This window comes from Nocardioides carbamazepini (assembly GCF_024614185.1).
Taxonomy (GTDB): domain Bacteria; phylum Actinomycetota; class Actinomycetes; order Propionibacteriales; family Nocardioidaceae; genus Nocardioides; species Nocardioides carbamazepini.
On sequence record NZ_JAHTLF010000015.1, the window covers coordinates 159,542 to 176,769 of the forward strand.

19 protein-coding genes are annotated in these 17,228 nt (G+C 71.3%); 11 read left to right on the forward strand and 8 right to left on the reverse strand.

Annotation, left to right across the window (positions count from 1 at the left end):
- Positions 1-6 precede the first annotated feature (6 nt).
- The 4 genes from KVF89_RS10665 (at position 7) to KVF89_RS10680 (ending at position 4,243) form a co-directional block, all read left to right on the forward strand.
- Complete coding sequence (locus KVF89_RS10665; protein ID WP_257425511.1) at positions 7-1,077, forward strand: thiolase family protein; 1,071 nt, start codon at positions 7-9, stop codon at positions 1,075-1,077.
- Positions 1,077-2,240 (forward strand): thiolase family protein, encoded by a 1,164-nt coding sequence (locus tag KVF89_RS10670; RefSeq protein WP_257425512.1) that lies wholly within the window; start codon positions 1,077-1,079, stop codon positions 2,238-2,240. The genes KVF89_RS10665 and KVF89_RS10670 overlap by 1 nt, the downstream gene beginning before the upstream one ends.
- 65 nt (positions 2,241-2,305) lie before the next feature.
- Positions 2,306-3,073 (forward strand): type I methionyl aminopeptidase, encoded by a 768-nt coding sequence (gene map / locus KVF89_RS10675; RefSeq protein ID WP_257425514.1) that lies wholly within the window; start codon positions 2,306-2,308, stop codon positions 3,071-3,073.
- Between the two features lie 72 nt (positions 3,074-3,145).
- Positions 3,146-4,243 (forward strand): carboxylate-amine ligase, encoded by a 1,098-nt coding sequence (locus KVF89_RS10680; RefSeq protein WP_257425515.1) that lies wholly within the window; start codon positions 3,146-3,148, stop codon positions 4,241-4,243.
- A gap of 25 nt (positions 4,244-4,268) precedes the next feature.
- On the opposite strand, the gene KVF89_RS10685 is transcribed toward KVF89_RS10680, so the two are convergent.
- The 5 genes from KVF89_RS10685 to KVF89_RS10705 form a co-directional block, all read right to left on the reverse strand.
- Positions 4,269-4,421: a hypothetical protein gene (locus tag KVF89_RS10685; protein ID WP_257425516.1), complete on the reverse strand. Its 153-nt coding sequence runs from the start codon at positions 4,419-4,421 to the stop codon at positions 4,269-4,271.
- Positions 4,422-4,492: 71 nt separating this feature from the next.
- Positions 4,493-5,086, reverse strand: a complete 594-nt coding sequence (locus KVF89_RS10690; RefSeq protein WP_257425517.1) for a PepSY domain-containing protein — start codon at positions 5,084-5,086, stop codon at positions 4,493-4,495.
- An 87-nt stretch (positions 5,087-5,173) separates the two neighbouring features.
- Positions 5,174-6,508 carry a sensor histidine kinase gene (locus KVF89_RS10695; protein WP_257425518.1) on the reverse strand — a complete coding sequence of 445 codons (1,335 nt, stop codon included), beginning with the start codon at positions 6,506-6,508 and terminating at the stop codon, positions 5,174-5,176.
- Positions 6,495-7,172, reverse strand: coding sequence for a response regulator transcription factor (locus KVF89_RS10700; protein WP_257425519.1), 678 nt, complete (start codon positions 7,170-7,172; stop codon positions 6,495-6,497). Before KVF89_RS10700 ends, KVF89_RS10695 begins: the two co-directional genes overlap by 14 nt.
- Positions 7,173-7,240: 68 nt before the next feature.
- On the reverse strand, positions 7,241-8,476 hold the full coding sequence (locus tag KVF89_RS10705; protein ID WP_257425521.1) for a cytochrome P450: 1,236 nt from the start codon (positions 8,474-8,476) through the stop codon (positions 7,241-7,243).
- Positions 8,477-8,644: 168 nt separating this feature from the next.
- Here KVF89_RS10705 and KVF89_RS10710 point away from each other — a divergent pair, with 168 nt between their 5' ends.
- On the forward strand, positions 8,645-9,808 hold the full coding sequence (locus tag KVF89_RS10710) for a steroid 3-ketoacyl-CoA thiolase (RefSeq protein WP_257425524.1): 1,164 nt from the start codon (positions 8,645-8,647) through the stop codon (positions 9,806-9,808).
- A 188-nt stretch (positions 9,809-9,996) separates the two neighbouring features.
- Entirely contained in the window at positions 9,997-10,932 is a 936-nt protein-coding gene (locus tag KVF89_RS10715; RefSeq protein WP_257425525.1) for a type IV toxin-antitoxin system AbiEi family antitoxin domain-containing protein, read from the forward strand.
- Positions 10,933-11,035: 103 nt separating this feature from the next.
- On the opposite strand, the gene KVF89_RS10720 is transcribed toward KVF89_RS10715, so the two are convergent.
- Positions 11,036-11,917, reverse strand: a complete 882-nt coding sequence (locus tag KVF89_RS10720) for an SDR family oxidoreductase (RefSeq protein ID WP_257425526.1) — start codon at positions 11,915-11,917, stop codon at positions 11,036-11,038.
- An 86-nt stretch (positions 11,918-12,003) separates the two neighbouring features.
- Between KVF89_RS10720 and KVF89_RS10725 the strand changes: the two genes are divergently transcribed.
- Genes KVF89_RS10725 through KVF89_RS10740 form a run of 4 tightly spaced genes read left to right on the forward strand, consistent with a single transcriptional unit; the run spans position 12,004 to position 15,515 of the window.
- Positions 12,004-12,786, forward strand: a complete 783-nt coding sequence (locus tag KVF89_RS10725; RefSeq protein WP_257425527.1) for an enoyl-CoA hydratase family protein — start codon at positions 12,004-12,006, stop codon at positions 12,784-12,786.
- Complete coding sequence (locus KVF89_RS10730; protein ID WP_257425529.1) at positions 12,786-13,685, forward strand: CoA transferase subunit A; 900 nt, start codon at positions 12,786-12,788, stop codon at positions 13,683-13,685. Before KVF89_RS10725 ends, KVF89_RS10730 begins: the two co-directional genes overlap by 1 nt.
- Positions 13,682-14,455: a CoA-transferase subunit beta gene (locus KVF89_RS10735; RefSeq protein WP_257425531.1), complete on the forward strand. Its 774-nt coding sequence runs from the start codon at positions 13,682-13,684 to the stop codon at positions 14,453-14,455. The genes KVF89_RS10730 and KVF89_RS10735 overlap by 4 nt, the downstream gene beginning before the upstream one ends.
- Positions 14,448-15,515, forward strand: a complete 1,068-nt coding sequence (locus KVF89_RS10740) for an NAD(P)H-dependent flavin oxidoreductase (protein WP_257425532.1) — start codon at positions 14,448-14,450, stop codon at positions 15,513-15,515. The genes KVF89_RS10735 and KVF89_RS10740 overlap by 8 nt, the downstream gene beginning before the upstream one ends.
- A gap of 24 nt (positions 15,516-15,539) precedes the next feature.
- On the opposite strand, the gene KVF89_RS10745 is transcribed toward KVF89_RS10740, so the two are convergent.
- Complete coding sequence (locus KVF89_RS10745; RefSeq protein WP_257425534.1) at positions 15,540-15,866, reverse strand: hypothetical protein; 327 nt, start codon at positions 15,864-15,866, stop codon at positions 15,540-15,542.
- Between the two features lie 92 nt (positions 15,867-15,958).
- Between KVF89_RS10745 and KVF89_RS10750 the strand changes: the two genes are divergently transcribed.
- Entirely contained in the window at positions 15,959-16,213 is a 255-nt protein-coding gene (locus KVF89_RS10750) for a hypothetical protein (protein WP_257425535.1), read from the forward strand.
- Positions 16,214-16,226: 13 nt separating this feature from the next.
- Here the strand turns inward: KVF89_RS10750 and KVF89_RS10755 are convergent, their stop codons facing one another.
- Entirely contained in the window at positions 16,227-17,216 is a 990-nt protein-coding gene (locus KVF89_RS10755) for a GNAT family N-acetyltransferase (protein WP_257425537.1), read from the reverse strand.
- Between the last annotated feature and the right edge of the window lie 12 nt (positions 17,217-17,228).

Genomic DNA, 17,228 nt, shown 5'->3' on the forward strand with positions numbered 1-17,228 from the left:
ACTGAGATGCGTGACGTTGCCGTTGTCGGGTTCGCCCAGCGACAGATGCAGGACTACGACGGGTCACCGACCTGTGCCGAGCTGCTCGTGCCGATCTTCGGCGAGTGCTACGAGCAGACCGGTTGGACGAAGAAGGACATCGGCTTCTGGTGCTCCGGCTCCTCCGACTACCTCGCCGGCCGGTCGTTCTCGTTCGTCAGCGCGATCGACGCGATCGGGGTGCTGCCTCCGGTCAACGAGTCGCACGTCGAGATGGACGCGGCCTGGGCGCTCTACGAGGCGTGGCTGAAGATCCAGACCGGCGAGGTCGACACCGCCCTCGTGTTCGGCTTCGGCAAGGCGTCGGCCGGTGTGCTACGCCGCACCCTCAGCCTCCAGCTCGACCCCTACACCCTCACCCCGCTGTGGCCCGACACCGTGTCGATCGCCGCGCTGCAGGCCCGCCTCGGCATCGACGGCGGCGCGTGGGACGAGGCCGCGATGGCGGAGGTCGTGAACCGGTCGCTGACCGACGCCGAGAAGAACGAGTACGCCGTGCGCGCGGGCGGTTCCTCCGTCAAGGAGCTGCTCGCCCGGCCGATGTTCGCCGACCCGCTCCGCAAGCACGACGCCGCGCCCGTCACCGACGGCGCCGCCGCGATCGTGCTCGCCGCGGGCGACAGGGCACGCGAGGTCCGCGAGCGCCCGGCCTGGATCACCGGCCTGTCCCACTTCACCGACGGGCTCCACCTCGGCACCCGCGACCTGACCCGCGCGGAGTCGGCGTCCCGCGCCGCCGCGGCGGTCGGTGGGCTCGACGGCGTCGAGATCGCCGAGCTGCACGCGCCGTTCAGCCACCAGGAGCTCATCCTGCGTCACGACCTGGGCCTGGCGGACGACGCCCGGATCAACCCGTCGGGCGGCCCGCTCGCCGGCAATCCCATGTTCACCGGCGGCGCGATCCGGATCGGCGAGGCCGCCCGCCGGATCTGGGACGGCACCGCCGACAAGGTGCTCGGCCACGCCACCAGCGGCCCGGCGCTGCAGCAGAACCTCGTCTGTGTGATGGAAACCGTGTCTGAAGGGATGGGGATCTGATGGGCAAGACTCCCGCAGCCGTGATCGGCGTGGGCCAGACCCACCACCGCGCGAAGCGCGAGGACGTGTCCATGGCCGGCCTGTGCCGCGAGGCGATGGACCGCGCGCTCGAGGACGCCGGCATGACGCTCGACGAGATCGACGCGATCGTCGTCGGCAAGGCTCCCGACCTGTTCGAGGGCGTGATGATGCCCGAGCTCTACCTCGCCGAGGCGCTCGGTGCGGTCGGCAAGCCCCTCCTGCGCGTCCACACGGCCGGCTCGGTCGGCGGCTCGACCGCGATCGTCGCGGCCTCGCTCGTGCAGTCGGGCGTGCATCGCAAGGTGCTCACGGTGGCCTTCGAGAAGCAGTCGGAGTCCAACGCGATGTGGGCGCTCTCGGTGCCCGTGCCGTTCGTGATGCCGGTGCACGCGGGCGCGGGCGGCTACTTCGCCCCGCACGTGCGCTCCTACATCCGCCGCTCCGGCGCGCCCAGCCACATCGGCGCGATCGTCGCCGCGAAGGACCGCACCAACGCGCTGAAGAATCCCTACGCGCATCTCCACAACGAGGGCACCACCGTCGAGTCGGTGCTCGCCTCGCAGATGCTCTGGGACCCGATCCGGTACGACGAGACCTGCCCCTCCTCCGACGGCGCGTGCGCGCTCGTCATCGCGGCGGACGACGTCGCCGCCGCCTCGCTGAACCCGGCCTGGATCCACGGCACCGTCATGCGCTCGGAGCCCACCACGGCCGCCGAGCGCGACCAGGTCAACCCGCAGGCCGGCCGGGACGCCGCGGCCGCGCTGTGGAAGCAGGCGGGGATCACCTCACCCATCGACGAGATCGACGCGGCCGAGATCTACGTGCCGTTCTCCTGGTTCGAGCCGATGTGGCTGGAGAACCTCGGCTTCGCCGCCGAAGGGGAGGGCTGGAGGCTCACCGAGGCCGGCGAGACCGCGATGACCGGCCGGCTCCCGGTGAACTGCTCCGGCGGGGTGCTCTCCTCGAACCCGATCGGCGCGTCCGGCATGCTCCGCTTCGGCGAGGCCGCCCTCCAGGTCCGCGGCGCGGCCGGCGAGCACCAGGTCGACGGGGCCCGCAAGGCCCTCGGCCACGCGTACGGCGGCGGGTCGCAGTTCTTCGCGATGTGGGTCGTCGGCGCGGACAGGCCGACCAACTGATCACGCTCCTCCACGGCGCGCCCGCCCCCACACGCGAGTCGGCGGGCGCGCCGTAGTCTGGAGTCGTGATCGAGCTTCGTACCCCGACCCAGATCGAGCAGATGCGCCCCGCCGGACGCTTCGTCGCCTCGGTGATCCAGGCGCTCTCCGAGAAGGCCGATGTCGGGGTCAACCTGCTCGAGCTCGACGAGCTCGCGCACCGGATGATCAAGGACGCCGGTGCCGAGTCGTGCTACATCGACTACCACCCGTCGTTCGGTGCGAGCCCGTTCGGGAAGGTGCTGTGCACCTCGGTCAACGACGCGGTGCTGCACGGCCTCCCCCACGACTACACGCTGCGCGACGGCGACCTGCTCTCCGTGGACTTCGCGGCCGCCGTCGACGGATGGGTCTCCGACTCGGCCCTGTCGGTCGTCGTCGGCACTCCGGACCTGAAGGACCTGGCGCTGATCGACGTCACGCAGCGGGCCCTGGACGCCGGCATCGCGGCCGCCCGCGCCGGCAACCGCCTCGGTGACATCTCCTTCGCCATCGGCAGCGTCGCGCACGAGGCCGGGCTCGAGGTCAACCTGCAGTTCGGCGGCCACGGCGTCGGCCGCACCATGCACGGTGAGCCCCACGTCGCCAACGACGGCCGCGCCGGACGCGGGATCAAGCTGCGGCCCGGCCTGGTCATCGCGATCGAGCCGTGGTTCCTGCACACGACCGACGAGATCGTCTTCGACCCCGACGGCTGGACCATCCGCAGCGCCGACGGCTCTCGCGGCGCCCACTCCGAGCACACGGTCGCGATCACCTCGGGCGACCCGCTCGTCCTCACCGCGCGCGACTGACCCGGTCGGCCTGCGGCTGGCCCTCCTCGCCGGGGGTACCGCCTCGTCACGAGCGAGGTGGCGGTGGGTGCGATGGACCGGCGAACCATGGGCGTCGAGGAGGAGCTGATCCTCGTCGACCCGGAGACCCGCGCCGCTGCCCCGCGCGCGGAGCAGGTGCTCCGGCGGGCTGCCGAGCAGGGCATGGACCCTCGCGAGGAGCTCGACCACGAGCTCTTCGCCCACCAGCTGGAGACGCGAACGCCGCCGGTCACACGCGCGAGCGAGCTCCACGATCACCTCGTCCGGCTGCGCCGGTGCGCCGCCCGCGCCGCCGAGGCGGCCGGTGTCCTGACGGCCGCCTCCGGCGCCGTTCCGCTGCCGGGTGGCCCGCCACGGACGACCCGCGACGACAGGTACCTCACGATGGTGGAGACCTACGGCGAGGTGGCCCGGCCGGGCGGCACCTGCGGCCAGCACGTCCACGTCCGCGTCGCCGACGACGACGAGGGCGTGCGGGCGATCGATGCCCTCGGCCCCTGGCTGCCCGTGCTCCTGGCGATCAGCGCGAACTCGCCCTTCTACCACGGCCGCGACACGCGCTACGCCTCCTGGCGGTCCCACCTGTGGGCGCAGTGGCCGAGTGCCGGCCCGACCGAGGCGTTCGGGTCGGCCGCCGCCTACCACGCCCTGAGCGGGCAGCTGATCGCGTCGGGTGCCGCCATGGACCCGGGGATGCTCTACTTCGACGCACGGCTCTCCGCACATCAGCCGACCGTCGAGGTGCGCATCGGCGACGTGTGCACCGACCCGGACGACGCGACGCTCGTGGCGGTCCTCGCCCGGGCCCTGGTGTGCTCCGTGCTCGACGGCGGCGGCCTGACGGCCGGGCCCTGGCGCGCCGAGCTCCTCAGGGCGGCGCGGTGGCGTGCCGCCCGGTACGGGCTGACCGACCGGCTCCTCGACCCGGCCACCCGCATGCTCACGCCCGCCCGCGAGGTGGTCGCGAGGCTCCTGCGCGCCGTCACCGACCAGCTCGACGCCTATGAGGACACCGACCTGGTCCGCGATGCGCTGCCTCGCGTGCTGTCGGAGGGCGGGGCGTCCCGCCAACGCGCCGCCTACGAGCGCAGCGGCGGCAGCATCCCCGCCGTCGTGGACGATCTGGTGCGGCGTACCAACGGGTCCTGAGCCCGGAGCCCAGACCGGCGGCGGATCAGTGGCTGAGACCCCAGAAGAACCCGAAGACGCCACATGCGACACCCAGACCCACGATCACCCACAGCGAGATCCAGGCGAGGGAGTGCATCCCGTGCTGGTAGTGGTTCTCCGAGAACCCGGGGAACTGATCGGCGTTGACGTCGCTCATCGCAACCTCCTGAATGTCGGCCTGCCTTCACCGCAACGCTACTGCACATCGAGCGTCGCGGGGAGCAGGCCTCAGTTGTCCGCGACCTTGGCCACCACCGCGAACGCGGTATCGAGGTCGACGTCCCACTCGACACCCGCGGCGTCCCGGACCTCTGCCTCGTAGGCGACGCCCGGGTCGTCGCTCGGGTCGACGTCGAGCACGGTGCCGCCGCCCACGGCCGCCAGCGCGGCCTGCTCGGCGGACGCCCGCTCCGCGTCGCTCAGGATGCGGTCGTCGGCGTCGACCCCGTCGACCCCGTCGCGGTCGTCGTACCGGTCGTCGTCGCGGTCGTCGTACCGGTCGTCGTCGCGGTCGTCGTACCGGTCGTCGTCGCGGTCCCTGGTCAGGACCGCGAGGTCCTGGTCCAAGGTGATGTCGACCTCGGTTCCGTCGGCGAGCCGCACCTCCACCTCGTACGCCTCCCCCGGGTCGTCGCTCTTCTCCACGTCCACGGCCTCGCCGCCGCCAGCGGCCTCCACGGCGGCCGCGGCCACGCGGTCGCGCTCACCACCGGAGACGTCGTCGGCCGACGCGGCCCAGAAGACACCGCCGGCGCCGATCACCGCGACCGCCGCGAGGGTGGGGAGGATGATGCGCTTGCGGCGCAGGATGCTGATGTTCATGGGGAGCTGCCTCTCGTTCGGATCGGTTGTTGGCCCGAGCCTGCCGGTAGGTCGCTGAACCTTCCCTGAAGCCGTCTGAAGGCCCGTTCAGGAAGGCAGCCGTACGGCGAACCGGGCGCCGCCGAGGTCGCTCTGCTCGGCGGTGACCGAGCCTCCGTGAGCGGCGACGACCTCGCGCACGATGGCCAGGCCGAGGCCGCTGCCGCCGGCGTCCCGTGCCCGGGCGTCGTCGAGCCGGACGAACCGCTCGAAGACCCGGACGCGGTCGCCGTCCGGGATCCCGGTGCCGTCGTCCTCCACGGTGAGCAAGACAGCACCGTCGGTCGTCCGCAGCGTGAGGGCGAGCCGGGACCCCGCGTGCCGGGCGGCGTTGTCGACGAGGTTCCGCACCACCTGGGCGAGGGCGACGGTGTCGCCGCGGACCCGCCCCGGACCGACACCCCGCGTGTCCACCGCCAGGTCGTCCCGGCCGATCCGCCGGGCGTCGGCGAGGACGAGGTCGTCGAGGTCGACGTCGACCCACGGGCTCCGGGCCCGGGTGTCGCCCGCTCGGGCGAGCGCCAGGAGCTGGTCGACGAGGGCCTGCATCCGCAGCGCCTCCTCGAGGACGGTGTCGGCCAGCTCCGCCTCCGGCAGAGCACCCGGATGGGCGTGGGCGACCTCCGCCGCCTGCCGGATGCTCGCGAGCGGGGAGCGGAGCTCGTGGGAGGCGTCGGCGACGAACTCCTCCTGCCGGTCGCGGGCGCCCTGCAGCCGGGCCAGCATCTGGTTCATCGTGCGGGCCAGCCGGCCGACCTCGTCCCGCGCCGGCGGCTCGGGCACGCGGCGCTCCAGGCTGGACCCGCTGATCAGCTCCACCTCGGCCCGGATCCGCTCCACGGGTCGCAGCGCGCGGGACACGACCAGCCAGGTGGTCGCGCCGACCACGAGGAGCAGCAGCGGCGCGCCCAGCAGGAGCGGCGCTACGAGAGCGGTGGTCGTCTCGTCGACGTCCTCCAGCGACACGGCGACGACCACGACCGACCCGTCCTCGGTGTCGTCGCGGGCGACGACGTACGGGTACTCGCCCCCGGGCAGGGCGACCACGTCGTCGTCCGCGTCGGGGATACTCCCCCGGAGCGAGGGATCCGCGGCCACGACCCGTCCGTCGGGGCCGATCACCTGCCAGACGACGTCCTCGGGCTCGTCGTCGTCATCCTCCTCGTCGGCCGCGACGCCCGGTGGACCACTCGCCTCGACCTGGGCGACGAGGTCGGCGACGCGCTGCTCGGCCGTCGTCTCCGCGGCGTCACGCAGGGAGGAGCGCACCGTCAACACCAGCGCCGCCGCGCCGACGAGCAGTGCCACGGCCACGACGAGAACCGCGGCGAGGGTGGTGCGCAACCGCACCGAGCCGAGGGCGCGCACGTCAGCCGCCGTCACTCGCGAGGCGGTAGCCCGCGCCGCGGATGGTCTCGATCGCCCGCCGCCCGAAGGGACGGTCGACCTTGTTGCGCAGATGCCGGACGTAGACCTCGACGATGTTCGGGTCGCCGTCGAAGTCGCCGTCCCACACCGCATCGAGGATCTGGCGCTTGGACACCACGTCGCCCTGGTGCCGGGCGAGGAAGGCCAGGACCGCGAACTCACGGGCAGTGAGGCCGATCTCGTCCCCACCGCGGCGCACCCGACGGGCCGCGGGATCGATGACCAGGTCGCCCACCTCCAGCGAGGTCGGCCGCTCGCGGGCGCCCCGGCGCGCCACCGCCCGCAGCCGGGCGACCAGCACGGGGAACGAGAAGGGCTTGGTCAGGTAGTCGTCGGCCCCCGTGTCGAGGCCCTCCACCTGGTCCCACTCCCCGTCCTTCGCCGTGAGCATCAGGATCGGCGTCCAGTTGCCCTCGGCACGCAGCGTCTCGCAGACCTTGTAGCCGTTGATGCCCGGCAGCATCAGATCGAGCACGATCGCGTCGTACGGGTTCTCCCGGGCCAACCAGAGTCCGTCGGTGCCGTCGTGGGCCACGTCGACCGCGAAGCCCTCGGCGCCGAGACCGATCTCGAGGGTGCGGGCGAGCCGCCGCTCGTCGTCGACGACCAGGACACGCATGCGACCTCCGGGAAAGCAGTCAGGGTGGCTCCATTGTCGCGGAGCCACCCTGAACGTGCGCTGAAGGATCAGGCGTACGAGACCTGCATCTCCTTGATGGCGTTCAGCCAGCCCGAGCGCAGTCGGCGCGGCTCACCGGCGAGTGAGATGTTCGGGGCCAGGTCGGCGAGCGCGTTGAAGATCAGGTTGATCTGCAGGCGGGCCAGGTTGGCGCCCAGACAGTAGTGCGCGCCGTGGCCGCCGAAGGCGACGTGCGGGTTGTTCTCGCGCAGGATGTCGAACTTGAACGGGTCCTCGAACACGTCCTCGTCGAAGTTCGCCGACGCGTAGAAGATGCCGACGCGGTCGCCCTTCTTGATCGCCTGGCCGGCCAGCTCGGTGTCCTTCTTGGCGGTGCGCTGGAAGACGGTGACCGGGGTCGCCCAGCGGACGATCTCGTCGATGGCGGTCTCCGGGCGGTCCTTCTTCCACAGCTCCCACTGGTCGGGGTTCTCGAAGAAGGCGTGCATGCCGTGCGTGGTCGCGTTGCGGGTGGTCTCGTTGCCCGCGACGGTCAGCAGGATGACGAAGAAGCCGAACTCGTCGTTGGTGAGCGCGCCGTGGTCGTCGTCCAGGCCGACGCTGATCAGCTTGGTGACGATGTCGTCCTGCGGGTTCGCGCGCCGCTCGTTGGCGAGCTGGTCGAAGTAGACGAGGATCTCCATGGACGCGACCGCCGGGTCGGCACCGATGTCCGGGTCGTCGTACCCCATCATCTGGTTGGACCACTCGAAGAGCTTCTTGCGGTCCTCCTGGGGCACCCCGAGGAAGTCGGCGATGGCCTGGAGCGGCAGCTCGGAGGCGACGTCCTCCACGAAGTCGCCGCTGCCCTTCGCGACCGCCTGCTCGACGATCTCGTAGGCGCGGTCCTTGAGGGCCTGCTTGAGCGAGCCGATGACCCGCGGGGTGAAGCCGCGGGAGACGATGCCGCGCATCTTGGTGTGGTCCGGCGGGTCGTGGTGGATCAGCATCGCGCGCTGGACCTCGACCTGGTCGCGGGTCATGTCCGGCGCGAACCGGATGATGACGCCGTTCTCCATGGCCGACCAGTTCTCGTTGTCCTTGGAGACCTGGCGCACCTCGGCATGGCGGGTGCACGCCCAGTAGCCGGTGTCGAGGAAGCCGGCGCGGGCCTCGGGGACCTGCTCGATCCAGCGGATCGGCTCGCTCGCGCGCAGCGCGCGGAACTGCTCGTGGGGCACGGCGACTTCGTTGATGTCGGGATCGGTGGGATCCCAATCCGTCGGGATGAGGAGCTCGGTCACACCACGAACCTTTCGCTACGGGACAGCCATGGGGTTGGAACACGTTCTAGAGCCACCGTACAAAGCATCGCGCCAATACGAAAGGGTTTCGTGAAATGACTTTCCCGAGGCGCGGCGTCGACAGGGACGAGACTAGAACGTGTTCTACTTGAATGCTACGGTGCGAGCATGGGAAACCCGGTGATCGTCGAAGCAGTCCGCACCCCTCTGGGCAAGCGCAAGGGCTGGTTGGCCGGCCTGCATCCGGCCCAGACCCTGGGGTTCATCCAGGCCGAGGTGCTCCGTCGCGCAGGCGTCGACCCCGCGCTCGTCGAGCAGGTGATCGGCGGTTGCGTGACCCAGGCCGGCGAGCAGTCCAACGACGCCGTACGCCGCGCGTGGCTGTATGCCGGACTCCCCCAGGCGACCGCCGGCACCGCCCTCGACGCGCAGTGCGGCTCCGGCCAGCAGGCCACCCACCTGGTCAACGACATGGTCGCGGCGGGCACCATCGACGTGGGCATCGCCTGTGGCGTCGAGATGATGTCGCGCATCCCCCTCGGCGCCAACGTGCCGCCCGGACTGGGCGACCCGCGGCCCGCCGACTGGTCGATCGACATGCCGAACCAGTTCGAGGCCGCCGACCGCATCGCGAAGCACCGCGGCATCACCCGCGCCGACCTCGAGGCGCTCGGCCTGGCGTCGCAGGCCAAGGCCCGCGTCGCCGTCGACGAGGGCCGCTTCAAGCGGGAGATCGCCGCGATCGAGGCGCCGGTCCTCTCCGAGTCCGGCGAGCCCACCGGTGAGACCCGGCTCGTGGACACCGACCAGGGCCTGCGCGCGACCACCGCCGAGGGCCTCGCCGGCCTGCGCTCCGTCCTCGACGGCGGCCTCCACACCGCAGGCACGTCCTCGCAGATCTCCGACGGCGCGGCCGCCGTCCTGATCATGGACGAGGACAAGGCAAGGGCCCTGGGCCTCCAGCCGCGCGCCCGCATCGTCGCGCAGTGCCTCGTCGGCTCCGACCCCTACTACCACCTCGACGGCCCGATCGACGCCACCCAGCGCCTGCTCGACAAGACCGGCATGGCGATCGGCGACTTCGACCTGTTCGAGGTCAACGAGGCCTTCGCGTCCGTGGTCCTCTCGTGGGCCGGCGTCCACGGCGTCGACATGGACAAGGTCAACGTCAACGGTGGCGCGATCGCGCTCGGCCACCCCGTCGGCGCCACCGGCGTCCGACTGATCACCACCGCCCTGCACGAACTGGAGCGCCGCGACGCCTCCACCGCGCTCATCTCGATGTGTGCCGGCGGCGCGATGGCCACGGGGACGATCATCGAGCGGATCTGAGGCCGCGCCGGCGACGACAGTTTCGCCGGTCGACCGGCGAAACTGTCTCCTGACCGACGAAGTTCCGTCGGCCAGGAGACAGTTGCATCGGTCAGGTCGGTGCGGGTCGTGCACCTCAATGACCGGTTGTCCACAGAGCGGTAGCTCGGCGGGGACGGGTCGGCGGGAATTCGAGCATCCTGATCCGCATGCTCGAATCGATGCTCGACGAGAACGGCATCCTCCTGCGCCGTGACGCGATCGCCATGGGCGCGGACGACAACTTTCTACGGCGCGCCCTCCGAGCCGGCCACATCGTCCGGATCAGGCAGGGCGCGTACACCCTGCGGGAACGTTGGGAATCAGCGAGCTCCGTCGAGCAGCACTCTCTGCTCCTGGCGTCTGTGCGAAAGCTGTACGGCGACACCGTGGCCGCTTCGCACGTCAGCGCCAGCGTCGAGCAGGGTGGGCCGACCTGGGGCCTGGACCTGTCATCCGCCCATGTGACGAGCCTCGACGGCACCAGTGAGCGCAATCAGGCGAAGGTCGTGCATCACCGGGGCGTGTGCCGGGTCGGCGACGTCACGCGTGACGCAACGGGCTGGATCACCGCTCCGACACGAACTGCTCTCGACACGGCCAGCCTCGCCGCGCAGGAGCCCGCGGTCGCCGTACTCGACTGGTTCCTGCAGGCTGGCTTGACGACACGCCCAGAACTCGAGGTCACCTTCGCCGCGATGAAGCACTGGCCGGACACCTTGGCCCTCCACCGGGTCCTCCAATTGGCAGACGGTGCCGCGGAATCGGTCGGTGAGACCAGGACGCGGTTGCTCTGCCGGCGCGAGGGATTGCCGATCCCGGTACCTCAACTCGAGATCCACCATCCCAGTGGGCGCCTCGCCGGCCGAGTTGACTTCGCATGGCCGGAGCGGCGCGTCATGTTGGAGTTCGATGGCCTGCAGAAGTACCACCGACTACGCCGCCCTGGGGAGACGATCGAACAGATGGTGATGCGGGAGAAGCACCGTGAGGACCTGCTCCGCGAACTCACGGGCTGGGTCATGATCCGCCTGGTGTGGGCCGATCTCGATCGTCCGCGCACGACGTCAGAGCGCATCCTCCATTGCTTCGCCATCGCCGCATGACGGACCACCCCTCGACCCGACCGTCAGAACTCGCACCTGACCGATGAAACCGCGTCGGTCAAGAGAGAGTTTCGCCGGTCGACCGGCGAAACTGTCCCGCGACTCAGGCCCCGTAGACCGGCTCGGGAACAGGCGCCTCACCCAACAGCTCCCGGAGGGCCGGACCGACCTTCTCGGCCTCCCAGCGGGCGCCGTTGTCGCGGGCCGGGCCGTGTGCCCAGCCACTCTCGACAGTGATCACCGACCCGTCGATCTCGATCACCCGGCCGGTCACGTCGCCGGCCTCCTCGGATGCCAGCCAGGCAACGATCGGCGAGTTGTCCTCGGGCAGGGCCATGGCGGAGGTGTCGAAGGCCCCCTCGGTCATCCGGGTCCTCGCCACGGGGGCGATCGCGTTCACGGTCACGCCGTACCTGCCCATCTCGGCAGCCGCGACGAGGGTGAGGCCGGCGATGCCCGCCTTGGCGGCGGAGTACGTCGCCTGGCCGATCGAGCCCTGGAGGCCGGCGCCCGACGAGGTGTTGACCACCCGGGCCGCACGCTGACGCCCCTCCTTCGCCTCGGCGCGCCAGTACGCGCCCGCGTGCCGCAGCGGCGCGAAGTGGCCCTTGAGGTGGACGCGGACGACGGAGTCCCACTCCTCCTCGCTGGTGTTGACGAGCATCCGGTCGCGCACGAAGCCGGCGTTGTTGACCAGGATGTCGAGGCCGCCGTACAGGTCGATCGCCTGGCGGACCATGGCCTCGGCGGCTGCGAAGTCCGCGACGTCGGCACCGTTGACGACCGCCGCGCCGCCCATCGCCTCGATCTCGGCGACGACCTCGTGGGCAGGGGTCTCCTCGGTGCCCTCGCCGGCGAGCGACACGCCGAAGTCGTTGACGACGACCTTGGCGCCGTGCCGGGCGAGCTCCAGCGCGTGGGCGCGCCCGATGCCTCGTCCGGCACCGGTCACGATCGCGACCCGCCCCTCCAGCAACCTGCTCACTTCGGTCTCCTCTACGACGTCGGGTCGTCCACTCGGACGCGGGACGCCACACATGCTACCAAGCAAATGCTTGGTAGCATGCGGGCATGACAGTCACCAGCGTGCTGCGGCCGGACGGGGTCCGCGTCGTCACCATGAACGCACCCCCGGTCAACGCCCTCACCGTGCAGGGCTGGTTCGACGTGGCGACCGCCCTCGACGAGGCCGGCCGCGACATGGCGACCAGAGCCGTCGTCCTGCGGGCCGAGGGCAAGGGCTTCAACGCGGGCGTCGACATCAAGGAGATGCAGAGCACCACCGGGTTCGACGCCCTCCTCGGCGCCAACAAGGGCTGCTTCGCGGCCTTCAAGGCCGTGTACGAGTGCGCGGTTCCCGTGATCGCGGCGGTCAACGGCTTCTGTGTCGGCGGCGGCGTCGGCCTGGTCGGCAACGCCGATGTCGTCGTGGCGAGCGAGGACGCCTACTTCGGCGTACCCGAGGTCAACCAGGGCGCCCTCGGCGCCGCCACCCACATGTCGCGCCTGGTCCCGCAGCACATGATGCGCACGCTGTACTTCACCGCCCGCACCATCCCCGCGAGGGACCTGGTCCGGTTCGGCTCCGTCCTCGAGGTGGTCCCCCGCGACCAGCTCGACGACGCCGCGTTGAAGGTCGCCGGCGAGATCGCCGCCAAGGACACCCGGGTCATCCGCGCCGCCAAGGAGGCGCTCAACGGGATCGACCCGATCGACGTCAACAAGTCCTACCGCTGGGAACAGGGCTTCACCTTCGAGCTCAACCTGATGGGCGTCAGCGACGAGCTGCGCGACGACTTCGCCGGAACCGACAAGGCCGACACCAAGGCCGACAACGAGGCAAAGGGAGCCTGATGAGCAGCAACCGCAAGCCGCGCGACAAGCGGATGTCGATCGACGACGTCGTCGGCAGCCTCGAGAGCGGGATGACCATCGGCATCGGCGGCTGGGGCCCGCGGCGCAAGCCGATGGCGCTGGTCCGCGCGATCTACAACTCCGACCTCACCGACCTGACCATCGTCAGCTGGGGCGGTGCCGACGTGGGCCTGCTCGCCCGCGCCGGCAAGATCCGCAGGCTCGTCTACGCCTTCGTGTCGCTCGACTCCGTCCCGCTCGAGCCGAACTTCCAGCGCGCCCGACAGTCCGCCTCGATCCCCGAGATCGTCGAGCTCGACGAGGGCATGTTCCAGACCGGCCTGCGGGCCGCGGCCGAGCGGCTGCCGTTCCTGCCCATGCGCGCCGGGCTCGGCTCCGACGTCCTGGTCAACAACCCCTGGATCACGACCGTCACCAGCCCGTACGACGAGGGGCACGGTCACGAGGAGCTCGTCGCCGTCCCGGCACTCCGGCTCGATGCCGCGCTCGTCCACCTCAACCGCGCCGACCAGCACGGCAACGCGTCGTACCTGGGTCCGGATCCCTACTTCGACGACCTCTTCGCGATGGCCGCGGACAAGACCTACGTCAGCGTCGAGCAGGTCGTCGACACGGCCGGCCTGACCGTCGACACGCCGGTCCAGCGCCTTCTGCTCAGCCGGATGATGGTGAGCGGTGTCGTCGAGACGCCGAACGGCGCGCACTTCAGCACGTGCACGCCCGACTACGAGCGCGACGAGAGGTTCCAGCGCGCGTACGCCGCCGCGGCGGCCGGCCCCGACGAGGACTGGCAGGCGTTCCACGACCGCTTCCTGTCGGGCGACGAGGCGTCGTACCAGGCCGCCGTCCAGGCCTTCACCGAGGAGAACGCCAAGTGAGCGACCGAACCAGCGACCAGGACTACACCCGTGCCGACGTCTGTGCCGCCGCGATCGCGGACGCCTTCAGCGAGGACGGCGAGATCTTCGCCAGTCCGATGGGGCTGCTGCCCACGCTGGGCGTCCGGCTGGCCAAGCTGACCTCGAACCCCGACCTGGTGATCAGCGACGGGGAGTCGGTCTTCCTCGGCGGCACCCCGCCGCTCGGCGGCAAGGACGTCGTGGAGGGCTGGATCCCGTTCCGCCGCGTGTTCGACGTCGTCGCCTACGGCAAGCGCCACGTGATGATGGGTGCCACCCAGGTCGACCGGCACGGCAACCAGAACATCTCCGCCATCGGACCGTTCGCGCAGCCCAAGCGCCAGCTCCTCGGCTCCCGCGGGGCCCCGGGCAACACGGTGAACAACCGGACGTCGTACTGGGTGCCGAAGCACTCCCCGCGCGTCTTCCTCGAGGACGTCGACATCGTCTCCGGCGTCGGCCCGCGCCGGGCCCGCGAGGCCGGTCCCGCGGCATCCCGCTTCAACGACATCCACCGGATCGTCAGCAACCTCGCGGTGTTCGACCTGGGCGGCGCCGACGGCACCATGCGGTTGGCCTCGGTGCACCCGGGCGTCACCGTCGACGAGGTCGTCGAGGCCACCGGGTTCGCCCTGGAGGTGCCGGCGGACGTGCCGACCACCCGCGAGCCGTCGTACGAGGAGCTGCTCCTCATCCGCGAGATGCTCGACCCGAGGGGCCTGCGCTTCAAGGAGGTCCCGGATGCGTGAGCAGCAGCTCCGGACGCCGTTCACCGACCTGGTCGGCGTCCCGCACCCGGTCGTCCAGACCGGCATGGGCTGGGTCTCCGGGCCCCGCCTGGTCTCCGGCACCGCCAACGCCGGCGGCCTCGGCATCCTCGCCTCGGCGACGATGACCTTCACCGAGCTGGAGCAGGCGATCGTCGAGGTCAAGGGCCGCACCGACGAGCCGTTCGGCGTCAACCTGCGCGCCGACGCCGGCGACGCGGCCGACCGCTGCCGGCTCCTCATCGACCACGGCGTCAAGGTGGCGTCGTTCGCGCTGGCGCCCAAGCCCGAGCTGATCGCCATGCTCAAGGAGCACGACATCGTCGTGATGCCCTCCATCGGCGCGGCCAAGCACGCCAAGAAGGTCGCCTCGTGGGGAGCGGACGCGGTCATGGTCCAGGGCGGCGAGGGCGGCGGCCACACCGGTGCCATCCCCACCACGCTGTTGCTGCCGACGGTGCTGGACGCCGTCGACATCCCGGTCATCGCCGCGGGCGGCTTCTTCGACGGACGCGGCCTCGCCGCCGCCCTGTCGTACGGCGCCGCCGGGGTCGGCATGGGCACCCGCTTCCTGCTGACCCGCGACTCCGCCGTCCCCGACGCGGTCAAGGAGCTCTACCTGTCCAAGGGGCTGGCCGACACCGTCGTGACGACCAAGGTCGACGGCATGCCGCACCGGATGCTCCGCACCGATCTGGTCGACTCGCTCGAGGAGACCTCGGCCGTGCGCCGCCTCGGCCCCACCATGCGCCGGACCCTGGAGTTCAAGAGGTCCTCCGGGATGTCGTGGACCGGCCTGCTCAAGGACGGGCGCGCGATGAAGAAGGCGCAGGGCCGCACGCTCGGCCAGATGGCCCTCGCCGCCAACACCCCGACCATGCTGCGCGCGGGCCTGGTCGAGGGCGACACGTCCGCCGGCGTCCTCGCCAGCGGGCAGGTCGTCGGCGTGATCGACGACCTGCCGTCGTGCGAGGAGCTGGTCGAGCGGATCGTGGTCCAGGCGGCCGCGGAGCTGAAGCGCGCGGCGTCGTACCTGATCTGATCTGGTGGCCGAGGACGCGACCGGTCAGTCCGGTCGCGTCCTCGCCGCGTCCTGCTGCGCACGTCGCTCGTGGAGCCGCTGCTCCGCCGCCGGCAGGAACTCCAGGCACGGCGCGTCGCTCGACGGGTGCTTCTCCCGGAGGTGGAAGACCCAGCGGTCCATCGCGGCCATGAAGCCGTTGTCGGCACCCGGACGGTAGGCCGACCACGGGCGGTGGCCCTTCGCCCTGCACTGGGTGCAGCTGATCTTGTAGACGAACTGCTCCTGCGCACCGACCTCGATCCGCACCTGGGCCAGCGGGCCGGCCTGCGCGGTCGCCTTGCGCTCGCGAGCGGATCTGCTCGCCACCATGTCGGCCCCTGACGTCGTCGGAAGCGTCGAGCCTAGCCCCACCCTCGGCAACTGTCGGACCACTCCCCTAGGGTCGGTCCCGTGAGCCGCCGATGAGCAAGATGGACGCAGTCCGCGCGATGCGCGAAGCCCGGTACGCCGAGGCCCAGGCCCGTGCCGGCCGCCCCGCCCCGGCAGCGAAGCGGGCGAAGCCCGCCAGCGCCGCTCCGGTCGCGCCTGCCGCGGCACCGACGCAGGACGACGGTGCCGCCGACGACACCGACGGCCTGTGCGGCCACCGCAACATGAGCGGCCGCACCTGCACCCGTGAGCGCGGGCACGCCGCCAAGAGCCACCGCTACTCCTGACGGGCGCCGCTCGTCACCCCAGCGGGCGCTGGTAGGCCCAGACCCGCCCCATGACCCGATAGGCGAGCACCTCGTTGACCTCGATCATCCTGTCGTTGGACTCGGCGTTCCAGGTGTCGATGGTGCGCAGCGCGGGCGCGGCGTCGCGCAGCCAGCGGAGCATGTCCGCCTTTAGCAGCACGCCGAGACGGTGGCCGCGGTGCGCCCGCGTGACGGACGTGTCGTGCTGGCCGCCCCAGGCCGGCTCGGTCCGGGAGACGGCGACGACGGTGTGGGCGGCCAGCTCGCCCGTCGGCACGTGCCGGGCGACCACGCGGTAGAGGTCGTCGCCGTGCGCGTCGACAGCGGTCTCGTAGGCGCGCATCCGCTCACCGTTGAAGACCTCGTCCTCACAGTCCAGGTCGTCGGTCGGCGCGTCGTTGATGGCGGAGGCCATCACGGCCAGCTCCTCGAGCCCCTCGTCCGGGGTAGGTCCGAATCGGCGCTCCAGGACGTAGTCGGCGGCGTGGGGAAGCGCCTCGTCGTAGCGGCGGTCGAGAGTGGCCCAGTCGATCTCGGCGAGGAACTGGCGCCGGTTGATCTCGGCGGACTTGCGGTCCAGGCCGTGCACCTTGGCGAAGCCGTCGGCCGCCTCGGACTCCCAGGCGTCGATGACGACGCTGGTCCGCCCGGCGCGCCGGGCCTCGGCCTCCATCGCGGCGAGCAGCGTCGAGCCGTGCCCCTGTCGCCGGTGGTCGGGATGGACGCCCAGGTCGAGCCAGGCCAGGTGCAGGTTGTCGTACTCGCTGGTCGAGTTCGCGGCCCAGCCGACGACGCGGTCGCCCACGCGGGCGAGGTACGGCGTCCCGGGCTCGCCGTCCCAGCCGTGGCGCCACCGGGCCTCGGCCCGCGCGGTCGTCATCGCCCGCTCCCAGGGCGCGTCGACCTGGGCGATCACGTTGACGAGGTCGGTCCAGGCGGCGAGCGCCGCGGTGTCGTCAGGGCCGAACGGGTGGATCTCCATGGGAGCAGCATG

Excerpts from the sequence above, each read along its gene's own strand:
- KVF89_RS10665 (WP_257425511.1), top strand. The coding sequence starts at position 7 with ATGCGTGACGTTGCCGTTGTCGGGTTCGCCCAGCGACAGATGCAGGAC.
- KVF89_RS10670 (WP_257425512.1), top strand. The coding sequence starts at position 1,077 with ATGGGCAAGACTCCCGCAGCCGTGATCGGCGTGGGCCAGACCCACCAC.
- KVF89_RS10680 (WP_257425515.1), top strand. The coding sequence starts at position 3,146 with ATGGACCGGCGAACCATGGGCGTCGAGGAGGAGCTGATCCTCGTCGAC.
- KVF89_RS10685 (WP_257425516.1), bottom strand. The coding sequence starts at position 4,421 with ATGAGCGACGTCAACGCCGATCAGTTCCCCGGGTTCTCGGAGAACCAC.
- KVF89_RS10690 (WP_257425517.1), bottom strand. The coding sequence starts at position 5,086 with ATGAACATCAGCATCCTGCGCCGCAAGCGCATCATCCTCCCCACCCTC.
- KVF89_RS10700 (WP_257425519.1), bottom strand. The coding sequence starts at position 7,172 with ATGCGTGTCCTGGTCGTCGACGACGAGCGGCGGCTCGCCCGCACCCTC.
- KVF89_RS10710 (WP_257425524.1), top strand. The coding sequence starts at position 8,645 with ATGGGAAACCCGGTGATCGTCGAAGCAGTCCGCACCCCTCTGGGCAAG.
- KVF89_RS10715 (WP_257425525.1), top strand. The coding sequence starts at position 9,997 with ATGCTCGAATCGATGCTCGACGAGAACGGCATCCTCCTGCGCCGTGAC.
- KVF89_RS10725 (WP_257425527.1), top strand. The coding sequence starts at position 12,004 with ATGACAGTCACCAGCGTGCTGCGGCCGGACGGGGTCCGCGTCGTCACC.
- KVF89_RS10730 (WP_257425529.1), top strand. The coding sequence starts at position 12,786 with ATGAGCAGCAACCGCAAGCCGCGCGACAAGCGGATGTCGATCGACGAC.
- KVF89_RS10740 (WP_257425532.1), top strand. The coding sequence starts at position 14,448 with ATGCGTGAGCAGCAGCTCCGGACGCCGTTCACCGACCTGGTCGGCGTC.
- KVF89_RS10745 (WP_257425534.1), bottom strand. The coding sequence starts at position 15,866 with ATGGTGGCGAGCAGATCCGCTCGCGAGCGCAAGGCGACCGCGCAGGCC.
- KVF89_RS10750 (WP_257425535.1), top strand. The coding sequence starts at position 15,959 with ATGAGCAAGATGGACGCAGTCCGCGCGATGCGCGAAGCCCGGTACGCC.
- KVF89_RS10755 (WP_257425537.1), bottom strand. The coding sequence starts at position 17,216 with ATGGAGATCCACCCGTTCGGCCCTGACGACACCGCGGCGCTCGCCGCC.